Below are 24,837 nucleotides of genomic sequence, written 5' to 3' on the forward strand. Positions count from 1 at the left end.
TAATTTATTGATCATTATAAATAAGATATTTAAATATAGGACGTGAGAATATGTCAGAAACAGATATGTCAAAATACGAGAAGAAAATTGAAGTGCGAAATATACGTATGGATGATATTGCTGAGATTATGAAATTATCAAGCCGTTGTTTTCCAGGTATGGAGGGCTGGAAGCGGGAGCAATTAGAGAGTCATATTCGAATTTTTCCTGAAGGTCAGTTTTGTGTTGAGTATGAAGATAAAATTATCGGCTCCTGTTCAAGCTTGATGGTTGATTTTGATGAATATGATGATCAACATACGTGGAACGTCATTACAGATAATGGTTATATTACAAATCATGACCCTAATGGGTTTAATTTATATGGAATTGAAGTAATGGTCGACCCGGAATACCGTCGGATGAAAATAGGTCATCGTCTTTACGAAGCACGAAAAGAGCTAGCTCGGCAATTAAATCTTCAAAGCATCATTATAGGTGGCCGAATTCCAAATTACCATAAACATAGAGAGGAAATGTCACCTCGTGAGTATGTAGCTGCAGTAGAGAAACATAGTATATATGACCCTGTTTTGTCATTTCAATTAATGGAAGGTTTTACAATTAAACGTATTAACACACGCTATCTCCCAGATGATAAGGCATCGGATTCTTTCGCCACTTTGATGGAGTGGAGTAATATTGACTATCTTCCTAAATCCAAGCGTGTTTATCGTGCGTCATTCCCAGTTAGAATATGTGCTATACAATACATGATGAAAAAAATTGATTCGTTCGCAGATTTTACGAAGCAAATTGAATATTATGTTGACGTCGCGGCTGATTTCGGTTCGGATTTTGCCGTTTTCCCAGAACTGTTTACAACTCAATTGATGTCTTTCCTTGAAGAAAAACGACCTGATCAAGCTGTTCGTAGACTAGCTACATACACTGAACAATACATCGAAATTTTTACAGAACTTGCCGTACGATACAATGTCAACATTGTCGGGGGATCGCATTTTGTTGAAGAAGATGGAAATATTTATAATGTGGCGTATCTATTTAGAAGAGATGGCACGATTGAAAAGCAATTGAAGATACACGCTACTCCTAATGAAAGAAAATGGTGGGGAATCTCAGAAGGAAACGAAATACATGTATTTGACACAGACTGTGGTAAAATCGCAATACAAATTTGTTATGATATTGAGTTTCCTGAACTTGCTCGTATAGCCGTAGATCAAGGTGCAAATATCATTTTCGTACCATTTTGTACTGACGATCGGCAGGGGTATCTCCGAGTTCGTTATTGTGCTCAAGCAAGAGCTATTGAAAACCAAGTATATACTTGTATAGCAGGAACGGTAGGAAATTTAACTCACGTTGAAAACATGGACATTCAATATGCACAATCCGGTATCTTCTCCCCTTCAGACTTCGGTTTTGCAAGAGATGGAATTGTTGGTGAATGTGATGCGAATGTTGATACTGTCGTTGTTGGAGATGTCGATCTTGAAAAATTAAGACGTTCTCGTAACACAGGTTCTGTCCGACAATTACGCGATCGACGACGCGACTTGTATCGAATTGAATTCAAAAATTTAAAGTTAGAATGAAGTAATAAACAGAAGCTCAGTCTATATTTCTAGACTGGGCTCTTTATGTTTGTCTTCAAGACAAAGTAAGATTAAAACATCACTCTATTTCACGAAAATATTTTTCTTCATAAAAGTGCAAAAAACTATACGATTTCGACAAATTATGATATCTTTACTTTATAATTAGATTATTCAGAAATAATTATGTATTAAGAATTTCTAAACAGATTTATTGATTATATTTATTTCTACTACTATCTTATAATACTAGGAGTGATTATTTTGGAATTCAACGATGTTTTACATGGACACAGATCGATACGAGAATATGAGGATAAGGAAGTTAGTCAAGAACTATTAGATCAAATATTAGATGCAGGTATTCGCGCTTCATCAAGTGGTAATATGCAGTCTTATTCCATAATCGTCACGAAAGACAAAGAAATTAGGAAGAAATTATATTCTGCACATATGGAACAATCAATGGTTATTGATGCACCAATCCTTTTAACGTTCTGTGTAGATTTTAATCGAATGAGAAAATGGCTTACACTTAATGATGCACCAGTTCATTTTGACAATTTCATGAGCTTTATGATTGGGGCAATTGATGCTACTTTGGCATCTCAAAACTGTGCTCTAGCAGCTGAAAATGCAGGTCTTGGACTTTGTTATATGGGCTCTACGCTAGCAAATTGTAATCAAATTGGAGAAATTCTTAACTTACCACCAAATGTTGTACCGATCGTAGGTTATTCATTAGGCTATCCAAAAGAAAATCCTGCCCTACGTGACCGTCTACCAAGGCATGGTCTTGTTCATTATGAACAATATAATGATTATTCGGATGAAGAAATTCTTGAAATTTACAATGAAAGAAATGAAAAAGGATGGCAACGTTATATGGACGTTCCAAAACTGAAAGAAATGACAGAACAACTTGGATTAAAAAACCTTGCGCAAATTTACACGATTGCAAAATATACGCAAGAATCTCATCACGAATATTCTCAAACAGTTCTAAATTACTTAGAAAAACAAAATTTTATGAACAACAAATAAGTTTCTGTTAAAAAAGTCGAATTCCAATTGATGGAGTTCGACTTTTTACTTTTTTTATAATCATTATTAAAGGATTACTTAGTTAGATAAACATATAAACTAATATCTTCTTGCTTAATTTTATAATCCATAAATTCCGTTTCATTTATAAAAATTTCAAAATCTTCTTTTGTATAAGCACCTTTTTTCAAGAATGTTTTGAATGCAAATTTTACAAAATGCTTATCAAAGCCTTTCATTTCAGTTTTATTAATTTCATTTTCTATATCATCAGCCGTTGCATTAAAATTCATATCAATAATTAGAGCTGTTCCACCCGGTTTTAATACCCTATACATCTCAGAAATTGCCTTTACAGGCTCTTTAAAATTCTTAAAGGCAGCACTGCAAACAATAAAATCAAATGTATTTTCTTCACAAGGTAGATTCGATGCATTTCCTTCTTTAAAATTAACTAAAACATTTGCTTCTTTTGCATTATTCTTTTCAATCGTAACAAAATCAGGGCTTATTTCTACACCTGTAACTTCAAAGCCCATCTTCGCAAGTTCAATTGATAAATACCCTGGACCAGGTGCAATTTCTAAAATCTTTGCTTCTTCATTGACTAATGTTTTAATTTCATTTGCATATTCTTGCATTTGAGTCATTCGGCTTTTTCGTGAATTTTTATCATACCATTTTGCAGTTAATCCATATATACCAACGTCTTTTTTCTTCCGCATATTTTTCATAGTAAGATCCACCCATCTCTTTTATATAAATAACCATACTTTTTTGTATAAATAAATACTCCAACTTTAAAGTAGTTTCCATTTCTTGTACAATGAGGTTGTAAACACCTCTAACATTGTTAGCTCCCTAACAACGTTAGATTATCATCTAACACCGTTAGAGTCAATGGATATTATTATATTTTTTTGGAGAGATTTTATGGCTATTACTAAAGAAGCAATTGTAAGCGCATCACTTGAAATATTAAATCGTGATGGAATAAGTAATCTATCAATGCGCACATTAGCAAAAGAACTTGACATTAAGGCTGCATCCTTATATTGGCATATTAAAGATAAACAGGCTCTAATTGATTTAATTGCTGAGAACCTTAATAATGAAATCGTCCTACCTGTAGAAATTGATGATGCAAAAGAAGCGTTAACTGCCCTCGCCTTAGAAGTCCGTAGAGTATTACTAAACACAAGAGATGCAGTTGAAGTTTTTGCACAGTCAATGCCGATGACACCAAGTAGATTAAAGGCAGTAAAATTCACTTTATCAACTTTAAGTAAATACGGTGTTTCTGATAAAAACTGTATAGTTGCTGGCAATCTATATAACAATTATGTCCTATCCTTTGTAGCAGATGAATATCGTGCTAAGCAATTCACTTTCTCATTTGAAGAAATTACTGCTTTTACTTCATTTTTAGGTGAGCAGTATCATTTTGGTTTTGATTTCGAAGAACAATTTCTATATGGATTAAGGGTACTATTTGCTGGTTTACTTACTGAATAAGAAAAAAGTCACATCNNGATGTGACTTTTTTCTTATTTATGAAATTTAAACCTTATATGTATTACTAAACCTCAAAATATCTCAATCCCACTCCAAAACAGTTTTTCTGTATCCGTTAAACCGTCTAAATTTAATCGTTTCGTAGTATTGTTGAGATGAACTTGATGCTAACAAATCAATGCGCGTTTTAGGATATAGTTCATGTACATATTTTAATAACTTTGTCCCAATCCCTAATCCCCTATACTGTTTATCGATTAATAGTTCTGAAACATATAATGTTATATTTCCATCTGTTAAACCTCTAATATATCCAATGATTTGATCATTCAAACACGCGACAAATTTAACGTTTGAATTTTCCCATGCCTTCTTTGTATCATCTTGTTTTTCAACGAGATTATTCCATTCTTCTCTTCTATTTAAATTATGTATTTGAGTAAAGTCAATTTCATTATATGATCGGATTGTTACATCTTTCTTAATTTTCAATTCTAATGCCATTCTATTTGACCTCGCTTCACCTAGACATTACAATTTTCGCAAATTTATTAATGCGAACTATTCATTACTTAATTTTATGACTGGTTTCCCGTCCTTATCTAACAATGGTGTAATTCCACCTGCATAGCCATCCCAACTAAATAAGTAATGAACACCTGTTTCTCGATCTTCTAATATTTTAATGCCAGACAATTTTCCTTCTTTATAAACTATATTAAATCTATTTTCATCATCTTTACTAAACAAGTAGATTCCCTCCCTGACTTTTCAAATTTTGACCAAGATATAGTAGCCTTCACAATCATTATTAATCAAAACGTACTGTATCAAAACCGTCTATAATATCTTCTAACTCAGTTTGAAAATTTATCTGTACAGGTGCTGGAATTTGCTCCATCCATTTTTTTATTTCTGGCAACTCTTCAGCTTCCTCAATACTCTTTGGTTTTTGGTCAAGATTCGACCACCAATTTTTTAATTCATCGATAAATTCATAGAAGTAGCGTTCAAATCTTTCTGCCCATTCTGCTCCCTCATCATCTGTTGTTTTTTGCATCATATCCCATGCTTCCATTGCTGTTTCGAAGTATTCATCAATCTTTTTCATTTGTTATCCTTTCTTGGTAGCTCAGCAAAATAAAGGAACTACCCCACACTTTTATATTAAACCAATTTTTAAATATTTGTGGAATTACCCGCACATTCTTGTATAGAATTAATTTTAAAATTTCGGACGATCATTATTATGTGTCTGTCTAGTTACTTCTTCATGTAATTTTTGACTATCCGATTTATCTGGTGCTGCTGTACCAAACTTTTTTTGCATGAAGAAACCAAATGCAATTGCGACAACAATAATTCCCCAAAATAAATAGCCAAATAGTGTCATATAACCCTCCTAAAATATTTGCTTCTTAAATTATGAACACTCTATGAGTAATCTATTACCTTCTTACTACTTTTGATTCCTTTATGAGCTAAAATTCCGGATTATGAAATAAAAAAATCGACGATACGTCGATCTCTTTATTACACTAACCAACTATTTTTATTTTAGATAAACTTTTGTACAAGTTCAATTAAACCAGGAAGTAATATCAATACTACACTGGATGAAACGAATAGTCTTGTAACTTTAGTAGGTAATTTTTCCTTCCCTTTTCCATTGTACCATCCACTAAATTGTATGTAGTTTCGATATAAGACAAAAATTAAAACAAGGATCCCTACAGAACTCCACCATCCAGTCTTAGTAAGTTCCACACCTATAATCCCATATGCTTTTGATACAACCGCTGAAAAAATAGCACCTAGTAAACCGAAGATCAATAGTATTCTAGTTACTTCTAGAATTAATCCAAATGACGCTGATAATGCCTTCATTTAATACCTCCAAAATTACTTTTAAATAAATTCCTATGTAAATAATATTCATTATTTGATAATTTTTTCCTTTTTATTTTGAAGCTTTTTCAAAAATATAACACAAATTCTTAAAAAAACTTTTAAAATAAATGGTAATAAATTCCATTGAAAGCCCAAATGAACGTGTTTAAAAAATTAAATTGTGATATCGGACAAGGTTACTATTTCGATCGTCCTATGCCGTTTGAAGAAATCTCCGTTGCAAATTAGCTAATTGAAATATAATGAACAACTCATTCTAAGAGGGCGTTTTTAAACGTCTTTTTAGTCATTTTTATTAAAGGATAAAAATCAATATTTTCGCACATCCCCTTGAAATCAACTAATGTTTTTCCTTTCAACTATTCAAAAATCAGTTTAGGAATAATGTGTACATAGATAGAAAATACTATTTAAAGATTTTCAATAGTCAGGTGGGATCACTATGTACACTCAAATCATTAAGGCCATACCTAATTTACTTACAATCGGAAATTTACTCTGTGGAGTGCTATCAATTACTTTTAATATGAGTGGGTTAATATTGCTCGCCTCTATTTTTATTTTCATCTCCGCTATTTTCGACTTACTTGACGGTAGAGTTGCACGGAAATTAAAAGTAAATAGTGAGTTTGGTGTTGAGCTGGATTCCCTAGCGGACATAGTTAGTTTTGGAGTTGCTCCTGCACTTTTATTTCATTCTATTTCGGCCCCATCAATTTTAACTTCCTTGGCCTTTATCCTATTCCCTACAATGGGCGCATTAAGATTAGCTAAATTTAGTGCGAAACCAACTATTGGATATTTTAGAGGTTTACCTATACCTGCTGCGGGATTACCTTTAGCTGGAATGAGTATGTTTTTATATAGTAATGCCTGGATTACATTAATACTCGCTTTTTTAATGGTTAGTCCATTCAGATTTAAAAAGCTATAACAACTTTCATATAAACCTTAAAAAAGCTAGTCCTCATCTAAAAGGAACTAGCTTTTTTAAATTGACACCGCGATCATACTTCTCTTGGACTAAATAGATCTATACCTCTTTTTAAAGAGTATAGTTTAGCAGTAAAAAGATATAGTTCATTGTAGTTATTTTCTACGTATTCATCAATAATACTGATTCCTTTTAAAAAATTATTAACCAATAAGTATGTGTATTTTTCATCCCATGAAAAACGATTAATTCTAAAGAGTTCATCTACTAATACTTGAAACCTGTACTCTTCAATTAGTAGTTTTATTTGAAAGATTTTATCTTTATTATTTATTGATGTAAACTTACTATTTTCATAACTATTATGTACTAATTGAATAAAGTCATTAATATCCTCAGCCAGCATATTCGCTTTTAGCATTTCGATCTTCATTTCTCCATCCCCTAAAGTGTAAAAAATATACATCGCTAAGAAAAGTGTATGTTTTTAGACTATATCATATCACATTCAATGCAATTAATCCTGAAATCAACTTCGAAAATTTACCTCCTTCTATAAAAAATAAGAGCCACCATAGTGACTCTATACTATTTATACTATTCAATTATTTGCTATTTTAGTAGATTTATGAATAAAAAGGACTTATAATTTTCTAGTTTTATCTCCCGAGCTGATCATTATATGTACATCATTAGAGCCCCCACCATCAATATGATGTTTCATCTTTGACAGATCAATATCCGTTTCAATTTTTACTCTTTTTGTCTCATTTCCAGCTAAATTCACACTATAAGGAGCACCTATTTTCATGAGTGATAACATTTGCACCTCTTCTTCAAACGGATATTTATCATAAAAATCAACATTAAAATGTACAGCTTTGCTACTGTAGTTTTTAAAATTAAGCTCACATACTCCATGCAGTGTTGTTTCATTAACTTTATCAAAATTACACTCACTATTTTGGGATTCATATGAAATCGCGTAAATGCCAGTTGCAATCGTATTTTGATATGCATAAGTAAGGTAAGGAGGACTAACTGCAGAAATTATTATAGCAAGTATTATAATTCGAGCTTTGTATTTTTTTATTGCTTTTGCAAGAAAATAAAGGCTAATTACAAAGAAGAATAACCATATAACTCCTTTATAATTTATACCGCTGTCCTTCGTAATCGGTATATTATTGACTGAAGCTTTTGCACCCAAAGTATAATCGTTTGGAAAATTAATGCTTAAACCTATACATATTAGAAATAGAATAATTGAAATAGTTAAGAACTTTTTATTGTTTAACAATAAAATCATCCGCCTTTCTATTAAAATTATCAAATTACGATAGCAATAAGGTATGTAAAATAGTAGTCATTTTTATAAATGTAGAACGTTTTACATTAACTAGTTTGCTCCATTAACAATTTATAATTTTTGATATTCTATATTAATTATCTATTAAACAATATTTACCGTCAATTGGGTTAATTCTCATTTTTTCTCTTCATTTTTTACATTATTCTAGTCCTATAATTGTTAACTAAAAAAAGATGCGATTCATAAAAGAATCACATCTTAAAATATTGCTCTATTTAATTCCCCTTAATAATCCTATTTAATATAAGTCAATCCAATACGATTATTAAAAATCTGGTTTCTATTTTTGAAAATAAAAGAACCATCCTTATAATCAATAACTAGTTGGTCTTCATAAACATCTTCAAAATTTTTATTAACCATAAATTCAAATCCGTCTCCAATAATCATTTTTTCATTTGGGCCACATTCTCTTTTATTAATGACTTTTATTTCGTATATATTGTTAACAACGTCACAACTTCCACGATCAAATTCTAATTGAAGTATTTTGTTTTTTTCTACTTCTGCAAGTATTTCTTTTGCCTCATCAGTTATTTTAAAATCCATTTTAAAGTCTCCCCATTTATATTAATCGTTTAAGAACTTCACACATACAGCTTCTGGAACTTGTACGTCTGTTTGAATCGCTGTTAGTTTACCAGTTGTATTATTTCTAGAATATAAAACTAGAGTTCCTGACATTTCGTTTGAACCAACTAAATAATTTTCAGAAGGGTCTAAAACGAAATCTCTTGGCCAGTTCCCTTCACTTGAAGTAATTTCAACTAATTCAAGCTTACCAGTATCTTGATTTACACTAAATACTGCGATGCTATTATGACCGCGATTACCAGCGTAAACGAATTGACCATCTTTTGAAATATGGATAGCACTACCTTGATTGTTTTCAGTAAAATCACTTGGGATCGTAGAAATATATTGAAGTTCAGTAAAGCTTCCGTTTTCTTCATTAAATTGAAGAGCGATTACTTCTGAGCTAAGTTCAGTCATAATATACGCAAATTTGCCATTCGGATGGAATGTGATGTGACGTGGTCCGCTTCCAGGTTTAACAGAGAGACTACTTACTTCAACTAAAGAATTGTCTTCGATTTTGTAAGTAACTAATTGATCAATTCCTAGGTCAATTGCAGCTACGTATTTTTCATTTAATGTATAACCAGAATAGTGAGCATGTGGTTTTTCTTGTCTTTCTTTATTTGGTCCTGTGCCTTCGTGTTGCATAATCGATTTCGCAACACTTGCAAAACCAGTTTCTTCATCTATTTTATATAGTTCAATTGTACCTTTATGATAATTTGCTGTAACGATATTTTGTTTTTTTGAATCCACGCTAATATGACAAGGTGAAGCGCCTTCAATTAACTGATCATTTAATTTTTGTAGATCACCGTTTTCATTAATTGAAAAAACAGAAATACCACCTAAATTTCCTTCTTTTACAACAGCATATAAATTCTTATTGTCTTCACTAATCGCTAAATAAGTTGGATTTCCTAGTTCAGCCACTGGTTTTACGTCTGTAATTCGCTCTTTTTCAGTATCAAGTGTAAATTGATAAACACCTTTACTTTCACTTTTAGTATATGTACCTACATAACCAACAAATTTCTGATTCGAATTCATTCTATTTTCCTCCTCTATTCCTTGTTTTTATGTAAATACCCCCATTTCATTGCTTCAATGAAAATGGGGGCTTAATACTTATTTAAGAATCATAAGTTTATGACAAATTATAATGTTGTTTTTGCCCAGTCAGCAGCAAATTTTTCGATACCTTGATCTGTTAATGGGTGTTTTGATAATTGCTCAATTACACTGTAAGGAATTGTAGCAATATGTGCACCAGCTAATGCTACACGAGTAACGTGGTCAGGGTGACGAACTGATGCAGCAATGATTTGTGCATCTAAGTTATGAACACGGAATAATTCTGCAATTTTAGCAACTAATAATACGCCGTCTTCAGAAATATCATCTAAACGTCCTAAGAAAGGAGAAACATAAGTAGCACCTGCTCTAGCTGCTAATAATGCTTGGTTAACAGTGAAGATTAATGTTACGTTTGTTTTAATACCTTTTTTAGTTAAGTAACGACAAGCTTCTAAACCAGCAAGTGTCATTGGTAATTTAATTGTGATATTTTTATCTCCACCATTGATTTTAATAAGCTCATCAGCTTCAGCCATCATTTCTTCAGCAGATACCGCGTTTGGTGTTACTTCTGCAGAAACAGATTCTACTTCAGGAACTAATTTTAAGATTTCTTCGATACGATCTTCGAATTTAACTCCTTCTTTTGCTACTAAAGATGGGTTTGTTGTTACACCTGATAATACGCCCATTTTGTAAGCTTTTTGAATGTCTGCTACGTTAGCTGTGTCAATAAAAAATTTCATTTTCAATTTCCTCCATTTGTTTAGGGATATTTCTTATTTTATACTTTATTTATTTCTTTTCAACTGCATGTCCACCAAATTCATTACGAAGAGCCGCAACTACTTTACCAGTGAACGTATCGTTATCTAATGAACGGTAACGCATTAATAATGACATTGCGATTACTGGTGTAGCAGCTTGAAGGTCAAGAGCAGTTTCAATCGTCCACTTTCCTTCACCAGAAGAATGCATAACGCCTCTAATTTCATCAAGTTTTGCATCTTTAGAGAATGCATTTTCAGTTAATTCCATTAACCAAGAACGAATAACTGAACCATTATTCCATACTTTTGCAACTTTTTCATAATCGAAATCAAAGTCACTTTTCTCTAAAACTTCAAACCCTTCACCAATAGCAGCCATCATACCGTATTCGATACCATTATGAACCATTTTCAAGAAATGTCCACTACCAATTTTACCAGCATATAAGTAGCCATTTTCTACTGAAGTATCTTTAAAAATTGGTTCTACAATATCCCAAGCTTCTTGGTCTCCACCAACCATATAACAAGCACCATTACGTGCGCCTTCCATACCGCCAGAAGTACCAGCATCCATGAAACGAATGCCATGTTCTTTTAATTCATCATAACGTCTAATTGATTCTTTATAGTGAGAATTTCCTGCTTCAATAACAATATCGCCCTCTGATAAGAATGGTCTAACGTCATTAATAACAGAATCAACAACACCATGTGGTACCATAATCCAAAGTACACGTGGAGTATCAAGATTTTTAACTAATTCTTCTAGGTTTGTAGTACCAATTGCACCTAAACCTTTCATTTCTTCTACTGCAGCTGCATTTAAATCAAATGCAACTACTTCGTGATTATGATCCATTAAATTTTGACCTAAATTTAAGCCCATTTTACCTAATCCAATTAAACCAACTTTCATTACTTTATCCTCCCAAAATATCTACAGTAATATTATTGTTTTTCTCTAGTTACACTTTTTTATGTTAACAAAATCAATTATTCATTTATTGATTAAGAATTTAACAAAGATTTACTTACATTAACTACATTCTCTGTGCTAAATCCAAATAATGCCATTACTTCATTACCTGTTCCAGATGCTCCAAAAGTCTCAATTGAGATTTTTTTACCTTTGAAACCAACATAACGTTCCCATCCAAGTGAAATACCCATTTCAATAGATACACGGTTTAACATAGTTGATGGTAAAACTGATTCTTTATAATCATCTGATTGTTTATCAAATAATTCCCAACTTGGCATTGCTACTACACGTACTGAGACGTTTTCTTTTTCTAGTTCATTTTTACTATTTACTGCTAATGATACTTCTGAACCAGTAGCGATTAAAATTAAATCAGGTTGGTCATTTGTTTCAGTTAAAACGTAACCACCTTTAGTAAGAAGATCTAATTTACGAGCTGTTTCTTCATATACAGGTAAGTTTTGACGGCTTAATACTAAAGCAATCGGACCTTCTGTGTTTTGTAATGCATAAGCCCAAGCATTAGCTGTTTCATTTGCATCAGAAGGACGAATTACTGTTAAACCAGGAATTGCACGTAAAGCTGCTAAATGTTCAACTGGTTCATGTGTAGGTCCATCTTCGCCAACAGCGATTGAGTCATGTGTAAACACATAAGTTACTGGTAATTTTTGTAGTGATGCTAAACGAATAGAAGGACGTAAATAATCATTAAATACAAAGAATGTACTTACGAAAGGTTTTACTCCACCATGTAATGCCATACCATTTGCTGCTGCACCCATCGCATGCTCACGTACTCCGAAATAAACATTACGTCCAGCATAAGATTCTACTGCAAATTTACTTTCATCTTTAATATCTGTCATTGTTGAATGTGATAAATCTGCGCTTCCACCGAAAATTTCTGGAACTGATTTAATGTAATGATTAATCGCTTCACCACTTGCAACACGAGTAGAAATTGTTTTATTTTCATCAAAAGTTAATAAATCTTCTGCTTCGATTAAAACATCACCTTTAATTGCTTTTTCAAGCTGAGCTGCTAATTCTGGGTAAGCTTCGCGATATGCATTAAATAATTGCTTCCACTCTGCTTCTTTTTCGCTACCTTTTTCTTGGATTTCTTTGAAATGTAACTTAACTTCTTCTGGTACAAAGAAATCTTCTTCGTAGTTCCAAGCGTAGGCTTTCTTCGTTTCTTTCGCTTCTTCAAGACCTAATGGATTACCGTGGGCTTTATTTGTACCAGCCACTTTAGGACTTCCGTATCCGATAATCGTTCTAACTTCAATAATAGTAGGTTGATCTGTGTTTTGTTTAGCAAGTTCGATTGCTTTTGAAATTTCAACATGATCATTACCATCTTCTACTCTTAAATATTGCCAGTTAAATGATTCAGCTCTCTTTTTCATATCTTCTGAATAAGAAAGGTTTAATGTACCATCTAATGAAATATCGTTTGAATCATATAGAACTACTAACTTTCCAAGTTTCATATGACCTGCAAGTGACATAGCTTCGTATGCAACACCTTCCATTAAATCGCCATCACCAACTAATGCATAAGTAAAATGATCAATAATAGAAAGGTCAGTTTTGTTAAATTTACCTGCTAAATGTGCTTCAGCCATTGCCATACCAACTGCAGTAGCAATCCCTTGCCCAAGTGGACCAGTTGTAGCTTCAACGCCATCAGTGTGGCCAAATTCAGGATGACCAGGTGTTTTACTATTTAGTTTACGGAAATCTTTAAGGTCTTCGATTGAAACATCGTAACCTGCAAGATGTAGTAAGCTATATAACATGCTTGAGCCATGGCCAGCTGATAAAACAAAGCGGTCACGGTCAAACCATTTTGAACTTTTTGGGTTATGCTTTAAATGCTCAGCCCATAATGCATATGCCATTGGTGCGGCACCCATTGGTAAACCAGGGTGACCAGAATTAGCTTGATTGATCGCATCAATAGAAAGGGTACGGATTGTATTAATTGATAATGTAGAAATCGAATTCATCGTTTATATGCTCCTTTTTAGGTCTGAATCTTTGTCTTGTTTTTCAATAAAATCTGTATCTAACCACCATTTAAATCCATCTTCTGCTAATAATTCATCTGCAGCTTTTGGACCAAATGAACCAGCTTTATAAGTTTGAAGTGGAACTAAATTCTCTTCAAATGCTTCTAAAATTGGTTGAACCCATTGCCATGATAATTCTACTTCATTCCAATGAGCAAAGAATTTTGAATCTCCTCGTAACGCATCATTTACTAATAATTCATAAGCTTCAGGATGAGCTTCCTTATTAGCAAAATACTGAGCTTGTACAGGTTCAATTTTACCTTCTACGTTTTTACTATTTAAGTAGAATGAAACTCTTTCATTAGGGTTAATTTCAATTACTAATAAATTTGGCCCATTGTTTGAACTGTTCTTGTTAGAAAGGTTTTGAATCGGACTTTTAAATTCAAAAACGATTCGTGTAGATTTTTCTTTCATTCTTTTACCAGTACGGATATAGAATGGTATTCCCTTCCAAAAATCATTTTCAATTAATACTCTTGCTGCTACAAAAGTATCATTTTGTGAAGAGAACTCAATACCTGGTTCCTGTTTATAAGCTACTACTTTCTTACCATTTAGTTCACCAGAACCATACTGCCCACGGACTACATGAGAAGCTACTTCTTCTTTTAATAAAGGACGAAGTGATTCAAGTACTTTTTTCTTCTCAGCTCTCACATCACTTGCAGTATTTTGATTTGAAAGATGCATAGCTGACATCATTAACATTTGTAACATATGATTTTGGAACATATCTCGGATCGCTCCGGATTTATCATAATAACCCGCTCGTTCTTCTACTCCGACAGTTTCACTAGCAGTAATTTGAACATTTGCGATATATTGATTATTCCATAATGCTTGTAAAACCGGATTAGCAAATTCTAGTGCTTCTAGATTTTGAACCATTGGCTTTCCAAGGTAATGATCAATTCTATAAACTTCTTCTTCTTTAAAAGATTTGCTTAATTTTTCATTTAATTCTCTAGCTGTTTTTAAATCACGTCCGAATGGCTTTTCAATGATTAGACGTTTCCATCCATTCGTTGTGCCAAGTCCGCTTTCTTTAACATTTGATGCAATTACATCAAAAAATTCAGGTGCTACTGATAAATAAAATAATCTGTTTTCAGGAATGTTTAATTCCATTTCTCTTTCTTTGACTAAATCTAATAATTCAACGAATCCTTCTTTGTTCGTGATATCCAATTTTTGATAACGAATTGAATCTAGAAATTTTTGGACCATCTTTTGGTCTTCTATAGAACGTCTTGAAAAAGTAATTAGTGATTCTTTTACTTGATTCTGAAATTCGTCATGTGAAAAATCTTTTCTTCCAATTCCGATGATTGAAAAAGCATCCGGCATCTTGTCGTCAATATATAAATTATATAAAGCAGGGAAGATTTTTCGTTTTGCTAAATCACCAGTGGCTCCGAACAATACAAATGACATAGAATCCATTAATTAAACCCCCTTTTAGTCGAACTTTTAAATGATTTATAAAAAATATATTTTCAAACGATCTTTAATTTTTATTTAGAGCTAGCTAATGTTAGTTCAAATAATTCATTCCAACTATCTATTCGGAAAATATTTTTTACACAAACATATAATACATGAAAAAAATTTTTCTTTCCAATAAAATGCTTATGTTTCTATTTATTGGTTTTTTTTAATTTCATTAAAAAAGCCTTAATTAACTTTTTAGGTTAATTAAGGCTTTGATTATTATGTAAAAACAATGCGTAAAGTTGTTAAAATTAAACCGATAATAAACCCACAAACAGCTCCGTTAACACGAATCCAAGTTATATCCTTACCGATTTTATTTTCTAGTAAATCAGTTATTTCTTCTGTTGATAATTTTTCAATATTGAATTTTACTAAGTCTGCAATTTTATGATGATATTTTTCTATTGTGTTGATCAATAATTTCTTAAAGCTTTGTTCAACATTATCGATCCAATTAGAATTTTTTATGAAAGCGAGGATTTTTTCGATTGAATTTAAGATAAAATCCTTATCATTTAACTTATTTCTAAACAAATTAATTGCTTGTTTTACAACATATTCATAGCCTTTATTTTTCCATTCATCTAATTGATGAATGATATTTTCATTCGATTTAGTTTTCTCTGCTTCCAATCGAATAAAGGATAGGATAAAATTCCTTCGATCACTTTTAGGGTCCTTTAACTCTGTTAGTAAGTCTATTAATCCACTATGTACAAATTCAGTTATCTTTTCTTCACCAATCATTGGTAGAAAAGCTTTTATCATGAAAAACTTTCGTTCGATAAACTGAATAATCTCTTTTCCGATTAATTCTTTTATATGTGGTGTGCTGACTGTTTCTTCAATCTTATTAATTAGAAATTCATAAGTTTTTGCATCCCATTCTTTTTCAATTACAGTATCAACAGCATTGCTAAGCAATTTCTGTGAGGATATTGAATTGATAGTCGGTTTAAATGTCGTTAACAGGTAATTTTCGATTGTTTCATCATTTATTGAAGCACCAAATTGTTGGATTGATTCAATCATTTTTGTTCTAGATTCATCATTTTCAAGCAGACCTTCAAATGCACTTAAACCTTGATTAATCCATTCACGCTCTTCTACTTTTTCAATTAAACTTTCCTTACTAAGCCATTGATTATTAAGCGTACTTATTATTCCCTCTGTAATCTTTGCTCTATTTTTAGGCAATAAGGCAGTATGTGGAATAGGTATACCAAGTGGATGACGAAACATTGCCGTTACAGCAAACCAATCCGCAAGACCACCTACTAAAGCTGCCTCAAATCCACCAGAAAGGATCTGTAATAGCTTAGATTGGAACGGCATTGTTGCAGCAAAACCACATGTTGCAACGATTAGTGAAATATTAGCTAGCCGTTTTGAATTTTTCTCTTTCATTAATAAAAATCCTCCTAGATCTATTTGAAGATAGTATATCATTCCTTTTATCTATTTCTAAAATCTTATTTACTAAAATTTATTTTTTATTGTTTGAGGCAGTGATTTGAAAGATTACAAATGGAAAGGAAAAGCATGATTTTTTCAGTTTAACAAAAATAGACAGGTACCCCAGCAGTCTTAATGGTATTGATACGATCACCATGAAATAAGAATCTATAAATAACAAACAAAATAGAACACCTATAATAAGCTGGTCTTCTAAATTTATTTAAAACGAAAATAGATTGAAACATAGACTGTAATTAAACAGTGAATGCTTCAATCCATTGCACTACCTCTTCAAATGTTTTCAAATGTTGGTCTGTTATTTTGATTAGTAACCCTAATCCATAAAGTTAACCACTGTATTATTATCTTCTTCAACTTCTGCTACATCTAGGTATTTGTATATAGCAATGCTCTATTAGTTTTTGCTCAGTCTCTCTAAAGCTTCACCATTACGAGCTCTGATTTTGTCGTATATAGATTTAATAGTTTTTGTTGTTTCAGCTGGTTTGATTGGCTCTTTTACTTTTTTTGACATATTTTCATCTTCTTTCTTATTCATCGAAAAGCCTCCCAAACATTATTGCTACAAATCTTAAGTTGTTTCAAATCAATCTTAATTAAGATTGGAATATTCATGGACAAGTCCCCTATAAATTTATTCAACGTTTTCATCATTAAAAATCTCTGATCAAAAGAGGGAGTTTCATAGAGTTACAATCATCTTGTAGTTTCTGTCTTGTAATAATCTGCTTAAAAATTCAATTGAAAATGATGACAAGTTATATCCAGCCTATTTTTAAGATAGAATCTATGTGCGTCATATCGCTGAACTCCAGAATCTAAGTGGAATTGTTCACAATTATTCTCTTTCGCTTCATTTATTAACCAATTCCATAAAAGCTGTGCATAGCCGTTTTTACGATGGCTTTCATTAGTTATTAAATCATCCACATAAAAATATTTACCCCATGCTAATGATTCAGTCATACGATAGCCCGCAACCGCTGTTACTTCTTCATTTTCAACTACGGCTACAAGATGATAATGATTTGAATTTATTAATCTGTTAATCGTCTCAACATATTTATCTTCTCTTAAATGTGGACGTAATTGATTGACTGTTTGAAACGTTTTCAAAATATCTGAATTACTTTTCATTAATTTTATTTCTGCCATCTTTTCCCTCTCCTATTCACATACATAATCTTCCATAAAAATACCAAATATTGTTATATATTTTATCATTTTTATGAAATGATTTGTTATATATTTTAGGTTTAAGGTTCAAATCCTTTTTGACTTATAAAAAGCTGATTTTCCGAAAAGTATTTTTTAAAGCGTTCATAAACTAGCAGATAAGCTTCTGAATCATACCATTCTTCTAATTTATGCTCTTTATATTTCGTCTCTATACCAAGGCGTGTTGTCCGTTTTCCTCCACTCCCATCACCCATAAAAAAATCATCTATACAAACTCTATTAACAATTTTCGACAACTTTATTGGGAAATCCTCACTACTAGGTAAAACTGGAGCAATTGTAGCTTGTGTTGGAATCCCCTCTTTCGCAAGCTCTTCCAAAGTTTTTAATCGTGCATTAATAGGAGGAGCGAAAGGTGAAAAAATCTTTCTTATTTCATCTAAATCCGTTTCAATCGTCATACTTACGCGTACTTTATTTTTGAATAGCTTTAAAAGATCAATATCTCTTTTTACAAGCGGACTTCTTGTTTGTACAAATAAGAAATCAGGCTGATGTTGAAGCATAGTTTCTAATAAGCTTCTGGTCAATCTTTCTTTATGCTCAACTGGTTGATAAGGGTCAGTACTTGAAGACATGAAAATAGTCACTTCACCTTTACTTTTAGCCCTTTTCAGTTCTTTTTCCAATACTATAGCTGCATTTTGCTTAATATCAACCCAACTACCCCATTCTTTTTTTCGAAAAAGTGATACGGGCATCTGCCTTACATAGCAGTATGAACATGCAAATGAGCAACCTGTGTATGGATTTAAGGAGTGCGTATATCCTGCAAGGAAACCGGTTCCTTTATTCAGTATTGTTTTAGGATTTTTATAGAATAGTTCACTATTCATCCGTTCAGCTCCTTAAAAGCATCTCGATTAATGGATGGATTCAATTTTTAAAAGACTTTTTTTCATATCTAAGCCACCTCGATAACCTGATAAAGCACCATTTTTTCCGATCACACGATGGCAAGGAATAATGATTAATAATGGATTGGCACCGATCGCTGTCCCGACTGCTCGAACAGATTTCGGCTTATTGATTGTTTCAGCAATGTCTGAATATGTTTTTGTTTCTCCATAATTGATCGAGCGAAGCGCATTCCAGACATCATTTTGAAAGGCTGTCCCCCGAAAATCCACGTTTAGATTAAAATCAATTCGCTCGCCATCTAAAAATTCAATAATCTCTTTCTTATAAACTTCCAGTTGCACTTCATCATTTACCATTTCTATTTGTGGAAAGTATTTCTCTTTAAATAATAGTAATTCTTGCTTCGCTCCATTTTGCGAACCTACAAAACATAGTCCTTTACTTGTTGCCGCTATATAAATTTTCCATTCTTTATGGTTTATGATTGTCCAATATAAATTATCATTTGAGTTTACATTCATTTTCATTCTCCCCTTACCACTCATTTGTACGCCAGCTAAACTACTGTTTATTATAAACATAAATAATTCTGATGGACGGTTTATCGAATGAAAGAGCAAGAATTTGAAAATTTATTTCAAAGCGTGTAAAAAGTTTTATTCTTTTTTTACTCTTACTTATCAATTAAATCTTGTACTAATTTCTCTGCAGCACTTCTATATAAATTACTCATATTGACGAAAGAAGTAATGAGAAGTAATTGCTCAATATATTCCTTTATTTCATCATCGATTTGTTCTAGCTCGATATTTACGTTTTCAACAGAAGTTTGTAGATCGATTTTAAACTTATCCAAATTTATTTCATTTAAATGTAAAAAACTAGTATAAACATCATCAATATTCAATTGATTATTATCTAAAATTTTCTGATTTAAGCCATTTAACGTTTCTTTTATATCATTGATCGAAAGTGCACCTTTTAAGTGATAAATTAGACTAATTAATATAATATGGTTCTTCGTATATTTCTTATTTTTAATCGGGAAAAGCAGTTTCGCTTTCGCATAATTATTGATCATTGTTTTAGTTAGTACTTTTTCATTAGCATCGGTTTTTGCAAACTTATTATCAAATAACTGGATTACTTGATCCATATATAGATCTAAATTTGGGACATCATCTAATAATATTTTTTTGTCTAAATCCAATTCTTGAATTATATCAGTTATATTTTTCATTTTTAATCCTCTAACTTTTGTCATTATTAACGTTATTTTATCACAAAATATTCACACTTTAAACACTTGACTAGATTACCTTGTTAATGATAACTTTATATGTAGTTATCAAAACTACATAACATAGTTGGAGGAGATAAACTTGGAGAACTACATGCGTGAACCTATTAATTCTTTAACTCATTTAGTCGGGGCTGTTTTATCACTATTCGGTTTAATAGCGATGATTTTTAAATCTACTTTATCTGGTGGGAGTATTTTACAAACATCTGCTGTCGTCGCATTTGGTATAAGTATGATCCTTCTCTATTCGGCATCAACTACATATCATATGGCAAAAGCCAGCGATAAACTAATCGCTTTTTTAAGAAGAATGGATCATTCAATGATTTTCATCTTAATCGCTGGTACATATACTCCTTTTTGTATCATTAGTCTAAATGGGAAAATTGGATGGATTATGTTTTCAATCGTAACTTTTATCGCTTTTTGTGGCGTTTTATTTAAATTAATTTGGTTTAGTTGTCCAAGATGGTTATCTACTACTCTATATATCGCTTTAGGTTGGGTAATTATTATTGCTTCAGCACCTTTAACTGATGCAATCAGTATAAAAGGAATGTTCGCATTAATTTTAGGCGGAATTTTCTATACTGTTGGTGGAGTCATTTATGGAGTTAAACCCAAATTTTTATCTTTTAAAAACTGGGGATTCCATGAAATCTTTCATATTTTTATTATGCTAGGAACACTAAGTCACTTCTTCTGTGTTTACTACTTTGTCATTTAATCATGATAAAAAACCATCCATTCGGACAAAATGGATGGTTTTTGCTTATTTTAAAATGCCTGTTCCAACTATACTTACTTCCACTTTTGGTTTAATTGTAATTTTAGCATAGTCTTTATTCCAATCCAGTTTTTTCCACACTTCCGGATGAAATGAAATTAACTGTCTACCAATTCCTAATACATCGCAATTTGATTCCTGAAGGGTCTTAATGACTTTCTCTGCTTTTTTTGTTAATTGCTTTGATAATTCTTTGTTTAACTTATTAATTTCCTTTTTTGAATCTAATTCATCATGTGCGTACTCAAGTGTATTAACCTCTAGTTTTAAATTTAATTTTACGGTTATTTTATTTTCTTTTGAAACTTCAATATTCATTTTTGGCTGATTTTTTTTCACTTGAATCGAAATATATCTTTCTCTAATGTCTTTTTCTTTCGGATTTACTTCAAGATTAAACCTTGCGTACTTCTTCAATTGATTTTTAAATAATAGCAGCAAGGTAGGCTCATCATCCAAAAGATTATACCCTGTATATTTTTGGCCGTTAAATAAAGCTAAGCCGGATATATCGATTAAATTTTGATCAACTTTTTCAATAAGTGGCAAAACAATATCCTCACCTGGGTCGAACATAATGGTACAGATCGTTTGAACATTCTCAATTGGCACTATAGTGTGGCTTTCTGCGGTTGTTATGAGATCTAAAAGTTCTTCGCTTACAAGCGATTCCTCTACTTTATTTAGCTTTAAAATCTCTTCTGCTCTCCCCCTAGCTACAATAACTTTAGCTCCTAAAGAACTTCTAGGATCCCTATAAACAACATCGAATATTGGATAAATATCCTGTTTTGCCAAATCATTTCCTAGTAGTAGTACTCTTGTTTTATTCGTGGCATAATCACCTGATACTTTTCGAGTAACCTTTAATCTAGAATCACTTGTTGTTTTTCCAGTAGCGTAAACAATAACATTTGTTGTCTTAACTTGTGATGGATCACTACTTCCTTGACTATTTGTTTTAATGACAGATGTTACAAGAATATTATCATCCTCTTCTAAATCATATCCCATACTATAAACTAATTTAGATTCTTTAAGAAGTCTTTGATCCCAACAACTTGTTAAAGGCAAAATACATAGTAAAGAGATAACTACTAATTTATACTTCATATAAATTACCAAGCTCTTTCTTTTTTCTAATATACGAAATAATTAATAAGATTAAAGGGATAAAAAAGATAAAAAAATAGCTTGAATATGAAAGAAATGTCCCAAATTTCATAATAAATTCTTCACTTTGTGGTATAAAAAGGCAGAAGATTGCTAATGAAAGTCCCGTAAAAATAGTTGTTTTACTATGGTTTTTAAATTTTAAAAGTTTACTGATTCCAAAACTAGTTAAATATAAATAAGTCACTACGGAAGTCAAAATTGGTACAACCCATATTGAAAGAAAAACTAGATCTAATCTTTCAATCACTTCATAAGATAATGATTTTAACAAATATAAAATCGGCTCAGGGACGATTGAAATTTCCGCTTTGCTAAAACTCATATAACTTGTAATTAAAAAAAATGTATACAATAGAGTTACAAAACTAATTGAAATCGTTCCAGCTTTCAAAATTTTGCTAGGATTTCCTTTTATATGTGGAAATAATACTAAAATAAACTCAAAACCCATCATTGAATTTAGCGCATCATGAGCACCAAGAAAGATGTTTTTAACACCCGCTTGTCCGATTGGAAATATATATCGATAATTTACATTATTGTAAGAACAAATCTCTAAGAAAATTAAAAAAAATATTAAAATACATACGAAAGTAAAAAATCGTGCAATTATTTTCATATTTTCTTTCGCTAAGTATACTCCTGTACCAACAATAAAAAGAATTAAGACAAAAGGTGGTGTAAATGTTAAAATCCATTTTTTAAGGGTTGAAATAGTTACCACTACGATAAAAATCGATACCATGAAGAAAAATAATATGTAAAGATAGGATATAAAAACTCCAATATATTTCCCAACAATTTTCGATGAATATTCATATATCGTATCCTTCGGAAATCGTTTACCAAGTAACCACATGATAAGTAATAGTAAATACACCCCGATTCCAGCAACTAATACAGAAATCCAACCATCATGTCCTGCATGTTTATGGACTACATATGGTAGCGAAAGTAAAGCTACTCCAATTTGAGCTTGAATGATGACAAATGTAAATTGTGAAATGGAAATCATCTTTTCATTTTTCATCATTTTCCCATCCTCTAGAATTATTTTCTCGATTAAATTTCTTTGGTAAAGGTGCAAACGGTCTCTTTTTCATTTTCCATAACGGAGCACGAACTACTGTATCTTTAAGATCTGCTTTTCTAAACGGAGCAAATGGCGCAAAATAGGGTGATCCGAACGATTCTAGTTTGCATAGATGAATTAATATAATACTAAGACCAAATACAATCCCAATTAGCCCTATTAACGATGCTGCAAACATTAATGGAAAACCAAGTAACCTGACTGAAGTTCCGATCTCATTGTCTGGAACAACAAATGATGCTATTGCTGTCAGTGAAATGACGACAATCATCGTATTTGAAACTAAATTCGCCTGTACGACCGCAGTTCCAATTACTAAGCCACCAACAACGCCTAATGTTTGTGCGATAGGATTTGGAAGGCGTATTGCTGATTCTCTAAGTAATTCTAACGTTATTTGCATTCCTAGAGCTTCAACTAATGGTGGATATGGTACGTTCTCTAGTGAACTTTTTACATTAAATACAAGATCTATTGGAATAATTTCAAAATGAAAAGAGACTAGTGCGATATATAATGCAGGTAATGAAATAGCAATTAAAAAACTAACCAATCTTAATATACGTGCAAATGATGCGACCATCCATCGGCTATTATAGTCATCTGGTGATTGATAAAATGAAAAAAACGTTATTGGTAAAACAAGTGCAGAAGGACTACCATCTGTTAAAATAGCAATTTTCCCTTCCATTAAATTGCCTGCTATTCGATCAGATCGCTCTGTTGTCAGTAACTGTGGAAACGGTGAATACGGATTGTCTTCTATGAATTCCTCAAGATTACCTGGGGAATGTACATAATCAACATCTACATATGAAAGTCTTCTATGTACTTCCTTAACAAGGTCCTCATTTGCAATCGTATCAATATATAAGACTGCTAAGCATGTATCAGATTCTACACCTAACGATAAAGTTTTCACAACAAGATTAGGGTTACTAATTCTTCGTCTAATTTGATTAATGTTTGTAATGATACACTCTACTAAACCATCATGAGAGCCTCTAATCGTTTGTTCACTACTAGGCTGTTCAATGGATCTATTTTCAAATGAAGTAGTTTCTAAAATAAATACACTTTTTTCATCTTCTATGAAAATGACCGTTTTGCCTTTTACTATACTTAGAATACATTCATCAAACGAATCCGAACTTTTAACATCTTTAATTGCCACCGTATTTGGAATGGTATCCTTTGAATTATTAATGATTTGTTGAATAACTTGTGTTTCTAACGTTTCCCTACCTACAATTGTATTAATATAGACAACTACAATCTTCTTATCTTGAAACATTAAATTACGTGTAGTTAAATCACTTGAATTCAATAATGATTTTTTTACATTTTCAATATTTAGATCCAGATTCCCACTTATTACAATATTGGAATTTTGATAATTTTGTTTATATTTATTCGAACGCATATAGCAATTCACCCAATTTCCAAACTCATACAATAAATTAGCTTTATTTTGCGTTAAATAATGCTTATTATTCATTTGTGAATTCCATTATCTGTCTATCTTATTAGTTT

The 24,837-nt window shown here is 31.8% G+C and carries 28 protein-coding genes; 5 read left to right on the forward strand and 23 right to left on the reverse strand.

Annotated elements, in window-relative coordinates; translation table 11 throughout:
- The first annotated feature begins 50 nt into the window (after positions 1-50).
- Both CN601_RS06020 and CN601_RS06025 read left to right on the forward strand, forming a co-directional pair.
- Positions 51-1,598 carry a bifunctional GNAT family N-acetyltransferase/carbon-nitrogen hydrolase family protein gene (locus tag CN601_RS06020; protein ID WP_098170470.1) on the forward strand — a complete coding sequence of 516 codons (1,548 nt, stop codon included), beginning with the start codon at positions 51-53 and terminating at the stop codon, positions 1,596-1,598.
- A gap of 264 nt (positions 1,599-1,862) precedes the next feature.
- A complete protein-coding gene (locus CN601_RS06025; protein WP_098121176.1) occupies positions 1,863-2,642 on the forward strand; it encodes a nitroreductase family protein in 780 nt (259 codons plus the stop codon).
- A gap of 74 nt (positions 2,643-2,716) precedes the next feature.
- On the opposite strand, the gene CN601_RS06030 is transcribed toward CN601_RS06025, so the two are convergent.
- Entirely contained in the window at positions 2,717-3,376 is a 660-nt protein-coding gene (locus CN601_RS06030; RefSeq protein WP_098170471.1) for a class I SAM-dependent methyltransferase, read from the reverse strand.
- A 199-nt stretch (positions 3,377-3,575) separates the two neighbouring features.
- On the opposite strand from CN601_RS06030, the gene CN601_RS06035 reads away from it, so the two are divergent.
- On the forward strand, positions 3,576-4,157 hold the full coding sequence (locus CN601_RS06035) for a TetR/AcrR family transcriptional regulator C-terminal domain-containing protein (protein ID WP_179865453.1): 582 nt from the start codon (positions 3,576-3,578) through the stop codon (positions 4,155-4,157).
- 81 nt (positions 4,158-4,238) lie between these two features.
- Here CN601_RS06035 and CN601_RS06040 read toward each other — a convergent pair whose 3' ends face one another.
- From CN601_RS06040 to CN601_RS06055, 5 genes are all read right to left on the reverse strand, one after another.
- Positions 4,239-4,661, reverse strand: coding sequence for a GNAT family N-acetyltransferase (locus CN601_RS06040; RefSeq protein ID WP_098121173.1), 423 nt, complete (start codon positions 4,659-4,661; stop codon positions 4,239-4,241).
- Positions 4,662-4,718: 57 nt separating this feature from the next.
- Positions 4,719-4,907, reverse strand: a complete 189-nt coding sequence (locus CN601_RS06045; RefSeq protein WP_098121172.1) for a DUF6440 family protein — start codon at positions 4,905-4,907, stop codon at positions 4,719-4,721.
- A 61-nt stretch (positions 4,908-4,968) separates the two neighbouring features.
- Positions 4,969-5,268: a hypothetical protein gene (locus CN601_RS06050; RefSeq protein ID WP_098121171.1), complete on the reverse strand. Its 300-nt coding sequence runs from the start codon at positions 5,266-5,268 to the stop codon at positions 4,969-4,971.
- 114 nt (positions 5,269-5,382) lie between these two features.
- Entirely contained in the window at positions 5,383-5,550 is a 168-nt protein-coding gene (locus CN601_RS26855) for a hypothetical protein (protein WP_179865454.1), read from the reverse strand.
- Between the two features lie 164 nt (positions 5,551-5,714).
- Entirely contained in the window at positions 5,715-6,044 is a 330-nt protein-coding gene (locus CN601_RS06055) for a hypothetical protein (protein WP_179865455.1), read from the reverse strand.
- Positions 6,045-6,510: 466 nt separating this feature from the next.
- Here CN601_RS06055 and pssA point away from each other — a divergent pair, with 466 nt between their 5' ends.
- Positions 6,511-7,002, forward strand: coding sequence for a CDP-diacylglycerol--serine O-phosphatidyltransferase (pssA, locus tag CN601_RS06060; RefSeq protein ID WP_098121169.1), 492 nt, complete (start codon positions 6,511-6,513; stop codon positions 7,000-7,002).
- 73 nt (positions 7,003-7,075) lie between these two features.
- On the opposite strand, the gene CN601_RS06065 is transcribed toward pssA, so the two are convergent.
- The 14 genes from CN601_RS06065 to CN601_RS06125 all read right to left on the reverse strand — a co-directional run bounded on the left by CN601_RS06065 (position 7,076) and on the right by CN601_RS06125 (position 20,185).
- The gene (locus CN601_RS06065; RefSeq protein ID WP_098121168.1) at positions 7,076-7,435 is read right to left on the reverse strand and encodes a hypothetical protein; all 360 of its coding nucleotides are present in this window, start codon (positions 7,433-7,435) and stop codon (positions 7,076-7,078) included.
- Between the two features lie 210 nt (positions 7,436-7,645).
- Positions 7,646-8,302: a hypothetical protein gene (locus CN601_RS06070; RefSeq protein WP_098170472.1), complete on the reverse strand. Its 657-nt coding sequence runs from the start codon at positions 8,300-8,302 to the stop codon at positions 7,646-7,648.
- Between the two features lie 306 nt (positions 8,303-8,608).
- Positions 8,609-8,923 carry an iron-sulfur cluster biosynthesis family protein gene (locus CN601_RS06075; protein ID WP_098170473.1) on the reverse strand — a complete coding sequence of 105 codons (315 nt, stop codon included), beginning with the start codon at positions 8,921-8,923 and terminating at the stop codon, positions 8,609-8,611.
- A 21-nt stretch (positions 8,924-8,944) separates the two neighbouring features.
- Positions 8,945-10,003: a lactonase family protein gene (locus CN601_RS06080; RefSeq protein WP_098170474.1), complete on the reverse strand. Its 1,059-nt coding sequence runs from the start codon at positions 10,001-10,003 to the stop codon at positions 8,945-8,947.
- A 107-nt stretch (positions 10,004-10,110) separates the two neighbouring features.
- The gene (fsa, locus tag CN601_RS06085; RefSeq protein ID WP_098170475.1) at positions 10,111-10,776 is read right to left on the reverse strand and encodes a fructose-6-phosphate aldolase; all 666 of its coding nucleotides are present in this window, start codon (positions 10,774-10,776) and stop codon (positions 10,111-10,113) included.
- A 49-nt stretch (positions 10,777-10,825) separates the two neighbouring features.
- A complete protein-coding gene (gnd, locus tag CN601_RS06090) occupies positions 10,826-11,719 on the reverse strand; it encodes a phosphogluconate dehydrogenase (NAD(+)-dependent, decarboxylating) (protein WP_098121163.1) in 894 nt (297 codons plus the stop codon).
- Positions 11,720-11,811: 92 nt separating this feature from the next.
- Positions 11,812-13,803, reverse strand: a complete 1,992-nt coding sequence (gene tkt, locus CN601_RS06095) for a transketolase (protein WP_098121162.1) — start codon at positions 13,801-13,803, stop codon at positions 11,812-11,814.
- A 3-nt stretch (positions 13,804-13,806) separates the two neighbouring features.
- The gene (gene zwf, locus CN601_RS06100) at positions 13,807-15,315 is read right to left on the reverse strand and encodes a glucose-6-phosphate dehydrogenase (protein ID WP_098170476.1); all 1,509 of its coding nucleotides are present in this window, start codon (positions 15,313-15,315) and stop codon (positions 13,807-13,809) included.
- A 267-nt stretch (positions 15,316-15,582) separates the two neighbouring features.
- Entirely contained in the window at positions 15,583-16,773 is a 1,191-nt protein-coding gene (locus CN601_RS06105; protein WP_179865456.1) for a DUF445 domain-containing protein, read from the reverse strand.
- Between the two features lie 466 nt (positions 16,774-17,239).
- Positions 17,240-17,383 (reverse strand): hypothetical protein, encoded by a 144-nt coding sequence (locus tag CN601_RS26860; protein WP_179865457.1) that lies wholly within the window; start codon positions 17,381-17,383, stop codon positions 17,240-17,242.
- 191 nt (positions 17,384-17,574) lie between these two features.
- Entirely contained in the window at positions 17,575-18,000 is a 426-nt protein-coding gene (locus tag CN601_RS06110) for a GNAT family N-acetyltransferase (RefSeq protein WP_098170478.1), read from the reverse strand.
- A 101-nt stretch (positions 18,001-18,101) separates the two neighbouring features.
- Positions 18,102-18,920, reverse strand: a complete 819-nt coding sequence (locus CN601_RS06115) for an SPL family radical SAM protein (RefSeq protein ID WP_098170479.1) — start codon at positions 18,918-18,920, stop codon at positions 18,102-18,104.
- Between the two features lie 27 nt (positions 18,921-18,947).
- Positions 18,948-19,466 (reverse strand): methylated-DNA--[protein]-cysteine S-methyltransferase, encoded by a 519-nt coding sequence (locus tag CN601_RS06120; protein ID WP_098170480.1) that lies wholly within the window; start codon positions 19,464-19,466, stop codon positions 18,948-18,950.
- Positions 19,467-19,618: 152 nt separating this feature from the next.
- On the reverse strand, positions 19,619-20,185 hold the full coding sequence (locus CN601_RS06125) for a DUF1836 domain-containing protein (RefSeq protein ID WP_098170481.1): 567 nt from the start codon (positions 20,183-20,185) through the stop codon (positions 19,619-19,621).
- Between the two features lie 142 nt (positions 20,186-20,327).
- Here CN601_RS06125 and trhA point away from each other — a divergent pair, with 142 nt between their 5' ends.
- Complete coding sequence (gene trhA, locus CN601_RS06130; protein WP_098121153.1) at positions 20,328-20,975, forward strand: PAQR family membrane homeostasis protein TrhA; 648 nt, start codon at positions 20,328-20,330, stop codon at positions 20,973-20,975.
- 45 nt (positions 20,976-21,020) lie between these two features.
- Here trhA and CN601_RS06135 read toward each other — a convergent pair whose 3' ends face one another.
- From CN601_RS06135 to CN601_RS06145, 3 genes are read right to left on the reverse strand one after another with little or no spacing between them, the layout of a single operon-like run.
- On the reverse strand, positions 21,021-22,148 hold the full coding sequence (locus CN601_RS06135) for a Ger(x)C family spore germination protein (protein WP_098170482.1): 1,128 nt from the start codon (positions 22,146-22,148) through the stop codon (positions 21,021-21,023).
- Entirely contained in the window at positions 22,138-23,244 is a 1,107-nt protein-coding gene (locus tag CN601_RS06140) for a GerAB/ArcD/ProY family transporter (RefSeq protein ID WP_098170483.1), read from the reverse strand. The genes CN601_RS06135 and CN601_RS06140 overlap by 11 nt, the downstream gene beginning before the upstream one ends.
- A complete protein-coding gene (locus CN601_RS06145) occupies positions 23,231-24,802 on the reverse strand; it encodes a spore germination protein (RefSeq protein WP_257131628.1) in 1,572 nt (523 codons plus the stop codon). Before CN601_RS06145 ends, CN601_RS06140 begins: the two co-directional genes overlap by 14 nt.
- Between the last annotated feature and the right edge of the window lie 35 nt (positions 24,803-24,837).

Source organism: Bacillus sp. AFS017336 (assembly GCF_002555445.1).
Classification (GTDB): domain Bacteria; phylum Bacillota; class Bacilli; order Bacillales; family Bacillaceae_G; genus Gottfriedia.